We start from the raw sequence: 15,191 nt of genomic DNA, 5'->3' as shown, positions 1-15,191 counted from the left end.
CCGCGATGCACATCCCATCGTAGCCGGAAGCTCCGCTTTCGGATCGTCTCCGCCAGCTCCAGTTGGCGGTGGCCCACCGGCCAAGCGACGCCCACCCCCACCGGACGACTGGAGCCGTCCGATACACTCTGAAAGCAGAGCTTTCAGCTACATCTCCGCCCACCTCGAGCCAGCAACGGCAACCCGATCAGCACCGCCGTCACGAAACAGAACGTGATGTCCGCGATGAACGTCTGATGCCGGTGCGGGTTCAGATGGTTCAACCGCGACGACACCAGCAGCGTCGTGCCCACGAACAAATGGAACCCCGGCAGCAGCTTCACCAACCCCGCGAACGCCCCAGGCCGCCAGCACGCGAGCGCCGAGGCGACCCCGATGCACCCGAACGCGCTCGACGCCATCTTCAGCCAGTAATCCAGGATCGGATCATACCGCAGCGGCCGCGCGCCCATCCCCTGGAGCTGGTCGGCGGCCTCGTCCCACGGCACGAAGGTGAACCAAAAGGAAATGCCCCACCCGCAGGCGCTGAACAACAGCCCGAGCCGCAGTATCCTCAGCCATCCCCTCGATTCCGGAATCGTCAGCATCCCTTTCCCAAGAAAACCCGCCGGAAAAGCAAACAGCCGGGAGAATCGCTCCCCCCGGCTGCCTCGAAATCAATCGGATTACCTGCCGATCCTCACGCCACCGTCAGCGTCACCGGCACGTTGCCACGCGTCGCATGCGAATACGGGCACACCACGTGCGCCTTCTGCACCAGCTCCTCAAGCTGCGCGCGGTCGAAGCCCTCCGACTGGATCGTCAGCTCGATCTCCAGCCCGAAGCCGCCGCCATCGTCCCGTTTCCCGATCCCCACCTGCGCGGTGACCTTGGTTTCCGCAGGGAGGTGGATCTTCGCCTGACCCGCCACGAACCGCAGCGCGCCCAGGAAACAGGCCGAGTAGCCGGTCGCGAAAAGCTGCTCCGGGTTCGTCCCCGGACCGCCGGGGCCGCCGAGCTCCTTGGGAATCGAAAGCGCCACATCGACCTTGCCGTCGGAGGTGGCGGACTTTCCATCACGACCACCACCGGTCGCGGTGGCCTCGGCTGTATAGAGAACTTGCATGGGATGACAGGGGTTGATGTTGGGATTCAAGGCGTGGCAGGCACCGGGATCACCCTCCTGCCACGATCATGGGATCTAACGCCGCCCCCGCCGCAGTCAAGTTCAGCCGCCGTTCAACTGCTGGACCACATTCGCCGGCACACGGCCGCTCGCCAGATACTGGCGAGCGGCATCCGGATCACGCTTCATCCACTTCCCGATCGTCTTCAGGTAGGTCCGGTCACGGTTCTGCACGTCCTGGATGTTGGCGATCTGCTCCACCGCCAGCTCCGGCTGGCTGCCCGCCGAGTTCTTGATGAACTCCCCGTAGATCGGATCCGTCGCCTCGCCACGGTGGCTGCTCAGGAACGCCAGCGCCTGCCCCGGATCGGTGGAGGCCATTGAGCTGACCAGGCTGCTCAGCGCCTCGGTCCGCATCGCCCCCGCGGGCAGCCTTTCATAGTAACCCACCGCCTCGGATGGACTCGCCTTCATCCACACCGTCATGACATCGTCGATCGTATTGGCGGCTTCCGGCGTGTTCGCCGCAGCCAGCCAGTTCGCCGCCCCCTGGGGATCTTTCTCCGCCAGACGGGGAGCGATTTCACGCATCGCACGATCCCGCAGCGACGAGTCCTGCAATCCATCCGCCCATGCCATCGCCTCGGTCGCCCCCCGCGCCATCACCGTCGGGATCAGCGCCACCAGCGCGTCCCCGCGCTCCCGCGAAAACGGCATCTCCTGCATCAATTGCGACGCCCGCGCCGGATCGCCCGCCGCGATGCCCCGGATCACCCCCACCATCCACGGGTTTCCCTGATCCGGTGTCCCTTGGAAATGACCGTTTGCCCAACCGATCGCACCGGCCAAGTCGGAATTCGCCCATGTCGCCAGAATCGTCTGCCGGGCGAACACGTTGCCCGTGTTCTTCTCCGCGAAATCGAGCGCCGCCAGCGGATCATGCTTCGCCCACGCGGACAAAAGCGTGGCATACTCCGACAGGTTCGAGCCGGACAATCCCATCGAACGGAAATCCGCCACCACCTGCTCGAACTGCCCCGGTTCAAGCCCGTCCACAAAATCCAGCCACGCCCGCGCCCGGTCCTGCGCATCCGGACTCCGCATCAAGGCGCCCATCTTTTCCTGAACCTGCTCCCGACCCAGCTTCGCCAGGGAGGAAAGCCGCGAACGCCGGCCTCCAGCGGAACCAGCCACCTCACCCGCATCCGAGCGCCCCGCCCGACCGGTGGCACCCGGATTCCAATCCGCCGTCAAGGAAGGCACCCCGGATCCTCCTCCGGACCCACCTCGTTCCGCCTGTCGACCGGCGAGGAATCCAGCCAGCCCCGCCATCACGGCGACCGGCACCAACAAGAGATTCGCACGAACTTTCATCCCCTCCCTCTTACCCGGATCAACATGACGGGAAGGTGATGGCCTGTCACTCAACGGCGACCAGGCCCCTCCTGAACGCTCCTCCGGATACGCTCCGCGGCTTCATCCCTGAAAAACAAAACGCGCCCCGTTCCCGGAGCGCGTTTTTCAAAATCATCGGTTCGGCGACCGCTTCAGAACGGAATGTCGTCCTCGTCGTGGTAATCCTCCACCGGAGCGGCGGAGCCACCCTGCGGCGGGCCGGAGCGCTGCGGAGGACCGCCTGCGGGGCGGGAGTAGCCACCACCATTGCCCTGCGGAGCATGGCTGGCACCGGACGGAGGACCGCCGGGGCCGCCCTTGCCATCCGGCAGGAACTGGAGGTTCTCGGCGACGACCTTGAGCTTGCTGCGCTTCTGGCCGGTGGCCTTGTCCTCCCACGTGTCCATCTGCAGGCGGCCTTCGATGAAGCAGCCGCGGCCCTTCGTGAGGTACTGCTGGGCCAGTTCGGCCTGCCGTCCCCACAGGGTGATGTCCACGTAGGTGGTTTCTTCCTGGCGCTGGTTCTGCTCGTTCGTCCAGACCCGGTTGATCGCCAGGGCGATGTCCGCCACGGCGGTGCCCTTCGGCGTGTAGCGGAGCTCCGGATCGCGGGTCAGATTCCCCAGCAGGAGAACTTTGTTCAAATTGGCCATGTGAGCGTGAACCTACGGAGAAAGTCCGGGGTGTCGCAAGACGGATCGCTCCGAAGAGCGAACGCGGCTCAGGCGACGCGCTGGAAGTGCTGGAGGTGCACCTTCGCGTTCAGGGCGAGGCGGGCTTGGATCTTGGTGATCGCGGCCGGCTCGGCGGAGAAGACGTAGGTCACGTAGTGGCCGGCTTCCAGGTGCTGCGCGTTGTAGGCGAACTTGCGGCGGCCGATCTGCTTGATCTCGCCGACCTTGGCGCCTTCGGTTTCAAGTTCCTTGGCGACGCTGGCGACGGTCTCATCGACGCTGCCTTCGACACCCTTGGTGTTGAGGATAATCAGGCCTTCGTATTTGCGGCTCATGGTGTTGGAGGTAAGTTGGAGCGGGTGTTGAAGCGGTTCGCCGCGACGGCGACGCCTTGGGAGCGCGCAACCTGTACGGCATCAACGGCGGAAGCAAGCGTGTTTTCCAGCAGGTCCCGCTCTTCCGGTCGGAAATTCCCCAGCACATGGCCCACCATTTCGCCCTCGGCGCTGCCGCCGATCCCGAATTTCAGCCGCGGAAACACGTCCGTCCCCAGTTGCTGGAGCAGCGAGCGGATGCCATTGTGCCCGCCATGGGACCCCTTCTCCCGGAACCGCAGCGAGCCCAGCGGCAGCGCCGCGTCGTCATACACCACCAGGATCCGGTCCGGCGTCCACTTGTGGAAGGCCAGGATCTGCTGCACCGGCCGCCCGCTCAGGTTCATGAAGGATTGCGGCTTCAGCAGCAGCGTGCCGTCCGGCAGCTTCGCCAGGTGGCTCTGCCACTTCGGCTTGCTCTCGAAGGCCACCCCGGCCTTCGCCGCCAGCCGGTCCAGCACCATGAACCCGACATTGTGCCGCGTGCCTTCATACTGCCGCCCCGGATTGCCGAGGCCGATGATCAGGGAAAATGTGTCCACGGGAAATGGGAAGCGTCTGGACTAGGGGCGGAACTCCTCCACCTCCAGCGCCGGAAAGTGTCTGAAATGCTTGTGATTGCCCGTCAACAAGGGAAGTCCCGCCAACGACGCCGTGGCCGCGATCAAGCAATCCGCCAGCCCCGCACCGTGCTGGAGCACGTGTTCCTCCAGCCACAGGTCCGCCCGATGACCGATCTCCTCGCTCAGCGGCATCACCCGGAATCCGCCGTCGGCTAGAAACCGCTTCAGCAGGCGCATCTCCGCCTTGTCCCGGCAACCGGCGATCAATTCCATCCGCGTGACCTGGGAAACCCGGCAGTCCGCGAGCCCATCGAGCCGCGCCAGCGCCTTCGGGTTCCCTCGCAGGCACCAGATCAACACATCGGTATCAATCAACATGGAATCTCGGCTTTCGAAGTCGCTTCACCATGTCCTCGACCGGTTCCTCCTGGTCCCGCCACATCCCCACCGCCGGATGATCCGCCAGCGAGGACCTCGTCTTCGCCGCCACCGGCACGATCTCCCCCTTCGTCTGACCACGGTGGGTCAGCTCGATGGATTCCCCCGTCTCCAGCGCGTGCAGGATTTCCTTGGTTCGGTACCGTAGGTCGACCACCGATGCCTTCATGCCAAATGACTAGTCGGGGATGTCTTTTTCCGCAAGTCCCGAACACAAAAACGCCCGGCTCCGCAGCGCGGACCGGGCGTTTCGGAAAAATCAGTTGGCTCAGGCGGCCGGGGTCTCCTCGAGACCGGCACCCGGGACACCCACGTGGGCGACGACGACGTCACCGGCGTGCGTGGCCTTCACGCCCTTCGGCAGGCCCAGCTCCGAGATGTGGAGGGAGGCGCCCACGCCGAGGCCGGTCACGTCCACCTCGATGGTGTCCGGAAGGTCGTTCGGCAGGCAGACGATTTCGAGCGTGTGGACGTACTGTTCCACCACGCCACCGGCCTTCACGCCAGCTGGCTCACCATTGAGGTGCACCGGGATGTGGGCGGTGATTTCGGTCTTCTCGTCGATGGCGAGGAAGTCGGCATGCAGGGCGGCGCCGGAGATGGCGTCGTGCTGGATGGACTGGAGGAAAGCGAGGCGGACGCCCTGACCCTCGACATCGAGGTTGATCAGGATGTTGTCCGAGGTGCTGTGGGCGAGAAGCTCGGCGAAGGTCTTCGCATCGACCTTGAGGTTCACGTTCTCGGTGTTGCGCCCGTAGATGACGGACGGCAGCCAGCCCTCTTTGCGCATCTGGTTGAGGCGGCCGGAGCCGGTGCGCGCGCGCGGGGCGGCTTTGAGTGTCTGCTTGGTGGCCATGACAGGAAGTGGTGGATGTTGCGGGATGCGCCGGAGGTTCCAACCCCCGGACCGGGGGGCGGTCTGTATCGGGAGAACGCGGGTTTGTCAAAATTTTGTTGCTTAAACCCTTCCCTCGACAGGCGTTGTGCCCCTCCGGACCCCGGAAATCGCAAAAAAGCGCCCTCTCAGGCCTTCGCCAGCACCTCCTTCGCCGCCCGCTCGCCGGATTCCACCCCGCCGTTCATGAATCCGCCGAAATCCGGGCTGGTGTGCTCGCCCGCGAACACCAGCGCCCCGTCCAGCTCCGGTGTCGCCGAAGCCGCGTAGGCCCACGTGTACTGCCCCACCAGCGTCGCACTGTAGCTGCCGCGGTTCCACTTCACCTTCGGCCAGTTCATCACCGCCCGGTTCCCGTCCCACTGGCCCGCCAGCGCCGGGAACACCTTCTCCGCCTCGCCCGGGAATGCCTTCAGGCGCTCCGCGCTCCAGGTCGCAGCCGGCGTGCCGCCGATGAAATTGGTCAGAATCCCCGAGCGCCCCTTCTGGCCGCGGCTGGTTTCCCAGAACTGCTGGAACGGCAGGTCGGACACCACCGAGCCATTGCAGTAGAAGTCCCGGCCGCCGGTTTCCTCGCGCCACACCCGCTCCTTCACGCCCCACATCACCTTCACGTTCGCCCCGTAGCCGAAGGTGTGGATCGCGCGCCGCTTGTCCGCGCTCAGCCCCAGCGAATCGATCCCCTCCACGTTCCGCAGCACCGTGAACGGGATCGCGCAGACCACATGGGCCGCCTCCTTCACCACCCGCTGGCTGCCGTGGCGGAAGGTCAGCCGCAGCCCGCCCTTCGTCCGCGCGATCGACGCCAGCTCGTGCTCCGGAAACGTCCGCACCTTCTTCGAAATCTTCCCGTACACCGCCGTCGGCACCCGGTCGTTGCCACCCTCGATCCGCATCGACTCATCGCTGGTTCCGAACATCTCGAAGCCGTCCTTCGTGTCCGTGCCGATGAAGTTCACCAGGTTCAGCGCGCTCTGGTGCACCGTGTCCACGCCGTACTCGCAGCAATACGCCACATCCAGCATCTCGATCAACCACGCGGGCGTGTCATGCCGCGATCCGGTCAGGTAATGCTTCAAGTTGACCGCATCCAGCCGCCGCGCCTTCGCCGTGTACTCGTCCTGCGCGTCCGTGAGCCCTTCCGCGTCCGCCGCGATACGCTTCGCCAGCGGTTGGAACGCCGGGATCAGGTCCCGGTCCGTGAAGACCTTCCCGCCGATGTGGTAGAAATCGAGGCCCTTCTCGCCCTTCTTCAGCGGCTGGGTGGAAATATGGCACTCCCGCGCCAGATCGATCAGCGCCTTGTGGTTGGTGTCCACCAGCTCGCCGCCCAGCTCGCAGAACATCCCGTCGCGGTTGAAGTCCCGCTTCGTGAACATTCGCCCGCCGAACCGCGGCGAGGCCTCGTAGAGCTCGCAATCCACCCCTTGCTGCATCAGCCGCAGCGCCGCCGTCAGCCCCGCGATCCCACCGCCGACGATGACCACCGGCCCGCGCACGTTCCGCCCCGGCGTCGGCACGGCCACGCACCCGGACAAGGCACCCGCCGCCCCGACCGCACCGAGCGTCTGCAGGAATTCACGGCGGGACCAGCCCTCCCCGGCGGTATTGGCCACATGGGCCTCGCGGAGACAGTCGATCAGGGAACGGAAAAGCGGGACACGACCACGGTTCATGATGGTCCACATCCCAGCACATGACTCATCTCCCTAACAGGAAATTCCATCTTCCCATGTAGCCGGAGGCTCCGCCTTCGGATCGTCTCCGCCAGCTCCAGTTGGCGGTGGCGGACGGAACGAACAAACCGCTTCCGCCGGATGACTGGAGCCATCCGGGACACTCTGAAAGCAGGGCTTTCAGCTACACCTCTTCACACCTCGAACAACGAGGTCACTGACTGGCCCCCGCTGATGCGGCGGATCGCCTCGCCAAGCAGCGGCGCGATGCCCACCGCCCTCACCTTCGGCCCCTCGGCCTGCGGCACGGAGTCGGTGGTGATCACTTCCTCGATCACCGAATCGCGGATCCGATCGTGGCCCAGTTCGCCCAGCACGGCATGGGAAACGCCCGCGAACACGCGCTTGGCACCATGCTTCTGGAGAATCTCGGCCGCCGCGGTGAGCGTGCCGGCGGTTTCCGTCATGTCATCGACCAAAAGCACGTCACGGCCTTCCACCTCACCGATCACGTTCATCGCCTCCACCTTGGTGGCGGAGACGCGGTGCTTCGCCACGATCGCCAGGTCGGCGCCGAGGGCCTCCGCATAAGCGCGGGCCATCTTCACGCCACCCACGTCCGGGGAGACCACGGTGAGATTGGAGGTGTCCGGATGACGCTCACGCAGGTAGCCGATGAGCGCGGACTTCGCGTAGAGGTGGTCCACCGGGATGTCGAAGAAGCCCTGGATCTGCGGCGCGTGCAGGTCCATCGTCAGCACCCGGTTCACGCCCGCGGAGGTCAGCAGGTTCGCCACCAGTTTCGCCGTGATCGGCACGCGCGGCTGGTCCTTGCGGTCCTGGCGGGCATAGCCGAAGAAGGGCATCACGGCGGTGATCCGCTCCGCGCTGGCGCGGCGGGCGGCGTCCACCATGATCAGCAGCTCCATGATGTTGTGGTTCGTCGGCGGGCACGATGGCTGCACGATGAAGACGTCCTCGCCGCGGATGTTCTCGTTGATTTTGACGAAAGTTTCACCGTCCGGGAAGGCGGTAACATGCACATCGGCAAGAGGTTGTCCGAGGACGTCTGCGATGCGTTCGGCTAGGGCCCGGTGGGCGGTTCCACTGATGATTTTCATGGGACGGAGCGGCGGCCCCGATTGTTGACACCAGCGCCGGGCTCGGCAACTCTTTGCAACGCCGCGACGAAAATGAGTTGGCGGTCCCCTCGATCATGACACCGAGCGATGAAGGTCCCCTCTCGCCCGCGACACCGCCGGACCGCCGCGGCGAGGTGATCGCGTGGGTCGCTCTGGCTCTGGTGCTTGGATTCTTCTACATCGGTCTCCGCCACTTCGGCCCGCAGCGCGGTGAGTTCGCCCTCGAAACGTGGGCACGCGCCTGGAACAAGGAGAGCGATTTCGAACACGGCTGGATCTTCCCTTTCCTCCTGCCCGGCTTGCTGTTCTGGCGGCGGAAGGAAATCCTCGCCGCCCGCGGCCACGGTGAAAACCTCGGCCTGGTCCCCGCGCTCTTCGGCGCGCTGCTGTTCCTCCTTTCCTACCGCACCATCCAGTGGCGTGTGGCGATCATCGGCCTGCCCTTCCTCCTCACCGGCTCCGTTTGGTATCTGTGGGGCCGCCGCGCCGCCTGGCTGCTGGCCTTCCCCTTCGCCCTGATCTGGCTCGCCATCCCCGTGGGCTTCCTCCAGCAGGCCACCGGCGGCCTCCAGCTCATCGCCACCAAGCTCGCCCACCTCGGCTCCTCGCTCTGCGGGGTCGAAACGATCGTGAAGGGAAACACCCTCATCCTGGCCGATGGCAAGGGCTTCGATGTCGATGAAGGCTGCTCCGGCATCCGCTCGCTGTGGGCCCTGATGCTCATCGCCGCCGCCTGGACCTACGTCGCCCGCTTCCCCCTCTGGAAGAAAGCGCTGCTGTTCCTCAGCGCCTTCCCCATCGCCATCCTCGGCAATGCCCTGCGGCTGGTCTCGATCTTTGTCATCGCGAAATACAGCAACGTCGAATTCGCCAGCAGCACCTGGCACGACTGGTCCCCGCTGGTGTTCTTCTACCCCTTCTCGCTATTCCTGCTGCTGACCGTCCACTCGGTCCTCGAAGGCGGCCTGCCGTGGAAAAAAACCGCCCGCCGCGAGATCCGCCGCGTGGTGGTCACCAACCACACCTCCGCCACTTCTTCCACCCCGGACCCCCGCGTGCCATGACGCTGCGCCCGCTCATTCTCCCGGTCGCGCTCGCCGCCGTGATGGGCTGCGTGGCGTTCCTGCCGAAGGCCGGCAAGGTCGCCCAGTCCGCCATCCTGATGAAACTGCCGGAGGATCTTGGCGAGTGGGAGTTCCACATCATCCCAGCCAGCCAGAAGGAAGTCGACATCCTCGCCAAGGACACCGATTTCAGCAAGGCGGTCTGCCTCGCTCCCATCCCCGGCGTCTACGGACCGGATGGCATGCGCTTGAAGCAGCGCGTCGATCTCTCCGTGGTTCTCTCCGGATCGGACATCAACAACTCGATCCACCGCCCCGAACGGTGCATGCCCGCCCAAGGCCACCGGATCTACGACGCAAAGTCCGAATCGATCACCACCCCGGGCGGCAAGACCTTCCCGGTCCGCGAACTCACCTCGATGCAGACGATTCCTCTCGACCCGAAAGGCGAGAAGACCGCCACCTTCCACTGCATCACCTACTACTTCTTCGTCGGCCAGCACCAGATCACCGAAAACCACATGTGGCGCACCGCCCTCGACATGGGCGACCGCATCTTCCGCGGCCAGGACCAGCGCTGGGCCTACGTCTCCGCCTCGATGTGGTTCAGCGAGAACGGTGAAAACGGCTTCCGCACCCGCGAACAGGCCGAAAAGGAAGCCCGCCTGTTCCTCGGGAACCTGGCGGACACCAACATCGATTGGAACCGGATCGCCGAGCGCTGACCGGCTCCCGGCCCCCTTTCATCCGCCCCGGAGCGCGGCGATCCACACCTCGTTCTTCAATCCGGGATTCATGCGCTCAGAATAACCCTGCGCATTTCTGAAACATTTTATCGTGAAAGCGCGTCATATGGAGTAGCTTCGTCTTCTCGAACCTCACGCAACCCCATGACTGCCAAATTGCTTTCCCTCTCCCTGCTCGCGCTCGGATGCTCCGCGCCCCTGCAGGCCGCACCCGCGTCAGCCACCGCCACATCCTCCGTGCAGGCCTCCGCCCTTTCGCTCGACGGCGCGTGGGAGTTCACTACCGCCCCGGCCCTCACCACCGGTGATCAACCCGGCTGGGATTCCATCACCGTGCCTGGAAACTGGGACACCCTGCCCCAATACTCCACCCATCGCGGTCAAGGCTGGTACCGCCGCACCTTCACCGTGCCCGCCGGGATGAAGGGCAAACACCTCCGCCTCTGCTTCGGCGCGGTGAACCACGAGGCGCGGGTCTCCCTGAACGGCAAGGAGCTGGGCTCCCACGTGGGCGGCTACACGCCCTTCGAATTCGACATCACCACCGCCGTGCAGGAAGGCCAGAACACCCTCCTCGTCCAGGCCGACAACACCGTCTCCCGGGGCGCATGGTGGCCGTGGGGCGGTATCAGCCGCAGCGTCAGCCTCGTCGCGGACAACGACGCCCGCCTGGTCTGGCAGCACATCACCTCCACCCCGGATCTTCAGGCCGGCACCGCCAAGATCCGCGTCGAATACCGGATTGCCAACGAATCGGACAAGGAACTCCCCCTGGAACTGGCTTCCAGCCTCAATGGCGTCCGCGGTTTCACCCTGACCGCCAAACTCGCCCTCAAGCCCCGTACCACCGAAACCGTGACTGCCGAAGCCGTCCTCCCGAAACAGGACGTCCGCCTCTGGGACTTCGACCATCCGAACCTCTACACCCTCGCCACCCGGCTCACCGCCGCCGGAACCGCTCTCGACCAACGCTCGGACCGCTTCGGCATCCGCAAGATCGAGATCCGGCCCGATGGCATGCTGCTCAATGGCGAGAAAGTCCGCGTGGTCGGCTTCAACCGCGTCAGCGACAGCAACCAGTACGGCAACACCGAGCCCGACGCGCTCGTCCGCCAGGACATCGACCTCATGAAATCCGCCGGGGCGAACTTCTCCCGCCTCATGCACGTCCCCCAGGCCCCCAACCTCCTCGATTACCTCGATGAAAAGGGCATGATGATCATCGCCGAGATCCCGGTCTGGGGTTGGGACGATGCCCAGGTCAAGAAGGACAACCCGCTGACCCGCCAATGGCTCTCCGAGATGATCCAGCGCGACTACAACCACCCCTGCATCATCGGCTGGAGCCCTGGCAACGAGATCAACAACCATCGCAACTACGTGCAGTCGATGTTCGACTACATCCGCCGCGATCTCGACTCCACCCGCCTGCTCACCTACGCCAGCAACACCGCCTACCTCGGCAACGCGCAGGACCCCGCGGGCATCAGCGACATCATGATGATCAACAGTTACCGCGTCTTCGGCGACCGCGTCGCGAAAGTGCACCAGCAGTGGCCGGACCGCCCGGTCTTCTTCTCCGAGTGGGGCTTCGCACAGATCGGCGCACATCCAGACTCCCGTATCCCGAACTTCGAAAAGGGCTACGCCGAAACCGTCTCCGGCCATCCCTTCCTCATCGGCCTGTCCCTCTGGACCTTCAACGACTACCGCAGCGGCTTCAAAGGCACCCCGGCCTCCGGCAACCGCGAGTGGGGCGTGGTCGATGCCAACCGCCGCCCGAAAGCCGCCTACCAGCAGGTCCGCAAGGCCTTCTCGCCCGTACACGCCCTCGTGGTCAGCGGCGATCGCATCCGCATCGAACCGCGCTCCGCGGACGAAGTGCCCAGCTACCCGCTCCGCGGCTATCAGGTGAAGTGGCAAAGCAAGGACGCCTCCGGCCGAGTGCTCAAAGAGGGCGTCCTGCCCGTCCCCGCGCTCAAGCCGGGTGACACCCCATGGGAAGCGCCCCTCAAGGCCGGGACCACCGGATCCTCCCTCTCCGCCAGCCTCGTCTCCCCCACCGGCTACGTGGTCGATGAAACATCATCCACTCCCGGCCAACCCCACTGACCTTTTCCGCCTCACCTCCCGACGTCCCTACGGGGACGGCGGCACCACGTCCGGAGCCGGAGTGTAACGGGCCTCCTCCAGCCACTTGATGAACTCCTGGACCTTCGCGGCCTCGATCCCCTCCGGCGACTGCGTGCCGTAGCCGCACAAGCGCTTGCTGGCTTCCATCTGATTCCGCGCTTCCAACGCCCACGCCAGCGCTTCCGCCGGCCTGCGGGCATGGAACAATGCATTGGCCCGCCGGAACGCATGGCTGCCGTAGGCGAACCGCGTCCGGTAGAACATCTCACGAAGGTCCATCAGCGGCAGCAGTTTCCGGTAGTTCTCCTCTGCTTCCGAAAACTGGCCGAACTCATCCAGCACCCGCGCCATGCTCAACCGCGCCGCATGGTCATACGGATTCCGGATCACCGCCCGCTGGAGATGGCCGAAGGCCTTGTCCGCCCACTCGTTCGAGGCCGGCGGGGATTCGGTCTTCGACATCCGTGCCGCCATCTCCGCCGCATCATGCTCCAGCCGGAAATCCGGCCGCACCGCGACCGCGCGCCTCAAGGCATCGTAGCGGACCGCCACCTGGTTCTCCATGCCACCGGACCCCGGCCGCGCGGCGATCCACCATGCCATGGCATCCCGCCACCCCAAGGTCACCAACCCCACCGCCAAACCCGCCGCCACCCACGGCGCGGGCCGCGCCCACGCGACCTGCCGGGAAGCCAGCTTCCCGAACGGCCACGGCTGGGCGATCACGATCCCGGCCAACAATCCCAACACGATCACATCCGGGATCATGTGGAATACGAAACTGAACATACCCTGGACCGAGACCGCCACGATCCCAGCCATCGCCCCCGCCGCCAATCCGGCACTCGGCCCCGGATTCCCCTTGTCCGGCTCCACCGCCATCACCAGCAGCCCCCGCAGGCCGATCACGAACAGCAATCCGGCCACCACCGCCAGCCCGATCCACCCGTAATCCGTAGCCGCTTGGAGAAACTCATTGTGGACGAAGTCAATGTCCCCGGACCCCACCCACAGTTGCTCGGGGTTCCAATGCTTGAAGATCTCATACGTGAACGAGCGGCTGCCGCCCCCCGTAACCGGCTGATTCGAGGCGATCTCGATCGCCGTGGAGGCGAAATTCAAGCGCCCGCTGTCATCCAGCATTCTGGCCCCGTCCCCCGTCACCCCGCGGTCCGCCAGCACCTGGCGCGCCATCCACCAGCCGCTGAATCCAAGGACCGGCAACGCGAAGGCTGCCGCCACCGCCGCCAGCCCGAACCACTTCACATGGCGGCGCTTTAAATCCAGCATCCAGCACAACAGCAACACCAACCCGCCCGCCGCCGCCGCCACCCAGGCCCCGCGGCTCTTGCTCAGAAAAATCCCGCCGAAGCACCCGAAGGCGACCAACGTCCACGCAATCCGGCTCCGCCGCTTTTCCTCCCCCAGCAACGCGCACCCCGAGGCCACGAAACCCGCTGCCAGCAGGAAGTTCGCAAAATGGTTGTAGTGCCCGTAAAACCCGGAGGGATACGAGGCCGTCTTCCGGCCGGCGAAGATCGGCGTGAACGCGGGGTCGTGCCACTGCACCAGCGCCACCGCCACATTCGCCATCGCCAGCACCGCCAGCCCGATCGCCGCCCAGCGGTGGGCCCTACGGTCCACCAGCCAGCCCGCCCAGAAACAGGCCGCCAGCCCGCCCGCCAACAACAATAGGTCGCTGCGGCCGAAATCCCGCACGGTCGCCCCCGTGGCCCGCCACGCGAAATACCCGCCGCCAAGGAATACCAAGCACGCCAGCAACACCGGCCGCTTCGAATCCGTCACCGCGAAGGCGCCCAGCGCCAAGGCCGGAGCCAACGCCAGCAACACCAGCCCGGGAGCCGTGGGCTCAAGCGAGGAGGCGAATGCCACCCCCAGCGCCAACGCGATGGACAACAGCACCGCGGACCATTTCCCCGCGTTCACGCTCCACCTCCTGGCTCCGACCAGTAGCCCTTCACCGGGTGGATCCGCCACGCGCCCTGACGGCGGAATTCCTCGAAATCCCCCGGCGTCTTCAGCACCTCCGGTGCCATGAAGCGGTCCGCGCCATCCATCGGCCGGACCCTGAAGCCCAGGTGGTGCGCCGCCGTGGGCAACATCAACTCCAGATAAATCCGCAGCGGAGGTTCCAACAAGGCCACCGCCTCGAAAGCCCGCCGCTTCCAGAACGACCCGCATCCAAGCATCGACAGCACCACCTCCGGCTCCTCCCGGCACGTGATCGTCCGCCAGTAACGGTGGAATGCCGGATCCCTGCGATGGAATGTGTAATGGGGATGCCCGGTTTCATCCAGCCGCGTCAGGCGGTGCCCCGCCACATCCGCCTTTTCCCGCTCCAGCATCCCGACCAAGCGGGCGTTCATCCCGCTCACCAATGGAATCTCGTCATACTCCGCCACGTGCACATGGGTCACGTCCAGCGCGCGGATCACCGGCAACACCGCCTGGAACACGCCTAGATAACTCTGCCGCTCCCGGGGATGATCCTTCGTGCGCAGCCATGGATCGCTCACGAACACCTTCGGCCCCACATCCAGGGCGGCGAAATTCTCCTCCGTCCCCCCGTAGGCCACCACCACCGCGTGATCCGGATCCCGTTCCTGCCAATAGGCGCACATCCGGGCGACAGCGTCCGGCGCCTCGTGCGTCACCAGCACGGTTGCTACAAGGGGAAGACGATCCATCACTCCGGATATTTGCTGGGAAAGTCAGGCTCCTGCGGACGCGTGAAACCGATCGTCTGCCTCCAGTAGCGGACACGGTCCTGCACACAGAACACGGGCTTCAGGACCATGCTACCGGAAAATCCGATGAGGTGGATTTTCCCGCGCCACACCACCACCAGCGCCCGCCCCAACAGTTCCCCCGTTTCCTCGTCACGGATCGGCGAGCCGAAACGGCTGATCCAGAAATGACCGATGTTTCTCAGGAGATTGCGCATGTCCGTGGCCAGGTGGATTCT

At 65.3% G+C, this 15,191-nt stretch carries 17 protein-coding genes; 3 read left to right on the top strand and 14 right to left on the bottom strand.

The window, feature by feature from the left end; translation table 11 throughout:
• Positions 1-143: 143 nt before the first annotated feature.
• From llg_RS08265 to llg_RS08215, 11 genes are all read right to left on the bottom strand, one after another.
• Complete coding sequence (locus llg_RS08265; RefSeq protein WP_338289277.1) at positions 144-587, bottom strand: hypothetical protein; 444 nt, start codon at positions 585-587, stop codon at positions 144-146.
• A 92-nt stretch (positions 588-679) separates the two neighbouring features.
• The gene (locus llg_RS08260; RefSeq protein WP_338289275.1) at positions 680-1,105 is read right to left on the bottom strand and encodes an organic hydroperoxide resistance protein; all 426 of its coding nucleotides are present in this window, start codon (positions 1,103-1,105) and stop codon (positions 680-682) included.
• Between the two features lie 102 nt (positions 1,106-1,207).
• Positions 1,208-2,479 (bottom strand): hypothetical protein, encoded by a 1,272-nt coding sequence (locus llg_RS08255; RefSeq protein WP_338289274.1) that lies wholly within the window; start codon positions 2,477-2,479, stop codon positions 1,208-1,210.
• Positions 2,480-2,652: 173 nt separating this feature from the next.
• A complete protein-coding gene (locus llg_RS08250) occupies positions 2,653-3,153 on the bottom strand; it encodes a single-stranded DNA-binding protein (protein WP_338289273.1) in 501 nt (166 codons plus the stop codon).
• 68 nt (positions 3,154-3,221) lie between these two features.
• Positions 3,222-3,509, bottom strand: coding sequence for a 30S ribosomal protein S6 (gene rpsF, locus llg_RS08245; protein WP_338289272.1), 288 nt, complete (start codon positions 3,507-3,509; stop codon positions 3,222-3,224).
• Positions 3,506-4,090, bottom strand: coding sequence for an aminoacyl-tRNA hydrolase (gene pth / locus llg_RS08240; RefSeq protein ID WP_338289271.1), 585 nt, complete (start codon positions 4,088-4,090; stop codon positions 3,506-3,508). The genes rpsF and pth overlap by 4 nt, the downstream gene beginning before the upstream one ends.
• 21 nt (positions 4,091-4,111) lie before the next feature.
• Positions 4,112-4,489 (bottom strand): type II toxin-antitoxin system VapC family toxin, encoded by a 378-nt coding sequence (locus tag llg_RS08235; RefSeq protein ID WP_338289270.1) that lies wholly within the window; start codon positions 4,487-4,489, stop codon positions 4,112-4,114.
• Complete coding sequence (locus llg_RS08230; protein ID WP_338289269.1) at positions 4,479-4,718, bottom strand: hypothetical protein; 240 nt, start codon at positions 4,716-4,718, stop codon at positions 4,479-4,481. The genes llg_RS08235 and llg_RS08230 overlap by 11 nt, the downstream gene beginning before the upstream one ends.
• A gap of 99 nt (positions 4,719-4,817) precedes the next feature.
• Complete coding sequence (locus llg_RS08225; protein ID WP_338289268.1) at positions 4,818-5,405, bottom strand: 50S ribosomal protein L25; 588 nt, start codon at positions 5,403-5,405, stop codon at positions 4,818-4,820.
• A 167-nt stretch (positions 5,406-5,572) separates the two neighbouring features.
• A complete protein-coding gene (locus llg_RS08220; RefSeq protein ID WP_338289267.1) occupies positions 5,573-7,120 on the bottom strand; it encodes an FAD-dependent oxidoreductase in 1,548 nt (515 codons plus the stop codon).
• Positions 7,121-7,314: 194 nt separating this feature from the next.
• A complete protein-coding gene (locus llg_RS08215; protein ID WP_338289266.1) occupies positions 7,315-8,241 on the bottom strand; it encodes a ribose-phosphate pyrophosphokinase in 927 nt (308 codons plus the stop codon).
• A 95-nt stretch (positions 8,242-8,336) separates the two neighbouring features.
• On the opposite strand from llg_RS08215, the gene llg_RS08210 reads away from it, so the two are divergent.
• From llg_RS08210 to llg_RS08200, 3 genes are all read left to right on the top strand, one after another.
• Positions 8,337-9,326 (top strand): exosortase/archaeosortase family protein, encoded by a 990-nt coding sequence (locus llg_RS08210; RefSeq protein ID WP_338289265.1) that lies wholly within the window; start codon positions 8,337-8,339, stop codon positions 9,324-9,326.
• Positions 9,323-10,051 (top strand): exosortase-associated EpsI family protein, encoded by a 729-nt coding sequence (locus llg_RS08205; protein WP_338289264.1) that lies wholly within the window; start codon positions 9,323-9,325, stop codon positions 10,049-10,051. Before llg_RS08210 ends, llg_RS08205 begins: the two co-directional genes overlap by 4 nt.
• A 165-nt stretch (positions 10,052-10,216) precedes the next feature.
• The gene (locus tag llg_RS08200) at positions 10,217-12,184 is read left to right on the top strand and encodes a glycoside hydrolase family 2 TIM barrel-domain containing protein (protein WP_338289263.1); all 1,968 of its coding nucleotides are present in this window, start codon (positions 10,217-10,219) and stop codon (positions 12,182-12,184) included.
• 27 nt (positions 12,185-12,211) lie between these two features.
• Here llg_RS08200 and llg_RS08195 read toward each other — a convergent pair whose 3' ends face one another.
• Genes llg_RS08195 through llg_RS08185 form a run of 3 tightly spaced genes read right to left on the bottom strand, consistent with a single transcriptional unit; the run spans position 12,212 to position 15,170 of the window.
• A complete protein-coding gene (locus llg_RS08195; protein ID WP_338289262.1) occupies positions 12,212-14,203 on the bottom strand; it encodes an O-antigen ligase family protein in 1,992 nt (663 codons plus the stop codon).
• Positions 14,149-14,913: a hypothetical protein gene (locus tag llg_RS08190; protein WP_338289261.1), complete on the bottom strand. Its 765-nt coding sequence runs from the start codon at positions 14,911-14,913 to the stop codon at positions 14,149-14,151. The genes llg_RS08195 and llg_RS08190 overlap by 55 nt, the downstream gene beginning before the upstream one ends.
• Complete coding sequence (locus tag llg_RS08185) at positions 14,913-15,170, bottom strand: hypothetical protein (protein WP_338289260.1); 258 nt, start codon at positions 15,168-15,170, stop codon at positions 14,913-14,915. The genes llg_RS08190 and llg_RS08185 overlap by 1 nt, the downstream gene beginning before the upstream one ends.
• Positions 15,171-15,191: the final 21 nt, after the last annotated feature.

The organism is Luteolibacter sp. LG18 (genome assembly GCF_036322585.1).
Classification (GTDB): Bacteria; Verrucomicrobiota; Verrucomicrobiia; order Verrucomicrobiales; family Akkermansiaceae; genus Luteolibacter.
The sequence above is the reverse complement of the archived record's forward strand: the minus strand, read 5'-3'. Positions and strand labels throughout refer to the sequence as shown.

Coding starts and splice junctions, on each gene's coding strand:
- llg_RS08265 (WP_338289277.1), bottom strand. CDS start 587: ATGCTGACGATTCCGGAATCGAGGGGATGGCTGAGGATACTGCGGCTC.
- llg_RS08260 (WP_338289275.1), bottom strand. CDS start 1,105: ATGCAAGTTCTCTATACAGCCGAGGCCACCGCGACCGGTGGTGGTCGT.
- llg_RS08255 (WP_338289274.1), bottom strand. CDS start 2,479: ATGAAAGTTCGTGCGAATCTCTTGTTGGTGCCGGTCGCCGTGATGGCG.
- llg_RS08250 (WP_338289273.1), bottom strand. CDS start 3,153: ATGGCCAATTTGAACAAAGTTCTCCTGCTGGGGAATCTGACCCGCGAT.
- rpsF (WP_338289272.1), bottom strand. CDS start 3,509: ATGAGCCGCAAATACGAAGGCCTGATTATCCTCAACACCAAGGGTGTC.
- llg_RS08235 (WP_338289270.1), bottom strand. CDS start 4,489: ATGTTGATTGATACCGATGTGTTGATCTGGTGCCTGCGAGGGAACCCG.
- llg_RS08230 (WP_338289269.1), bottom strand. CDS start 4,718: ATGAAGGCATCGGTGGTCGACCTACGGTACCGAACCAAGGAAATCCTG.
- llg_RS08225 (WP_338289268.1), bottom strand. CDS start 5,405: ATGGCCACCAAGCAGACACTCAAAGCCGCCCCGCGCGCGCGCACCGGC.
- llg_RS08220 (WP_338289267.1), bottom strand. CDS start 7,120: ATGAACCGTGGTCGTGTCCCGCTTTTCCGTTCCCTGATCGACTGTCTC.
- llg_RS08215 (WP_338289266.1), bottom strand. CDS start 8,241: ATGAAAATCATCAGTGGAACCGCCCACCGGGCCCTAGCCGAACGCATC.
- llg_RS08210 (WP_338289265.1), top strand. CDS start 8,337: ATGACACCGAGCGATGAAGGTCCCCTCTCGCCCGCGACACCGCCGGAC.
- llg_RS08205 (WP_338289264.1), top strand. CDS start 9,323: ATGACGCTGCGCCCGCTCATTCTCCCGGTCGCGCTCGCCGCCGTGATG.
- llg_RS08200 (WP_338289263.1), top strand. CDS start 10,217: ATGACTGCCAAATTGCTTTCCCTCTCCCTGCTCGCGCTCGGATGCTCC.
- llg_RS08190 (WP_338289261.1), bottom strand. CDS start 14,913: ATGGATCGTCTTCCCCTTGTAGCAACCGTGCTGGTGACGCACGAGGCG.
- llg_RS08185 (WP_338289260.1), bottom strand. CDS start 15,170: ATGCGCAATCTCCTGAGAAACATCGGTCATTTCTGGATCAGCCGTTTC.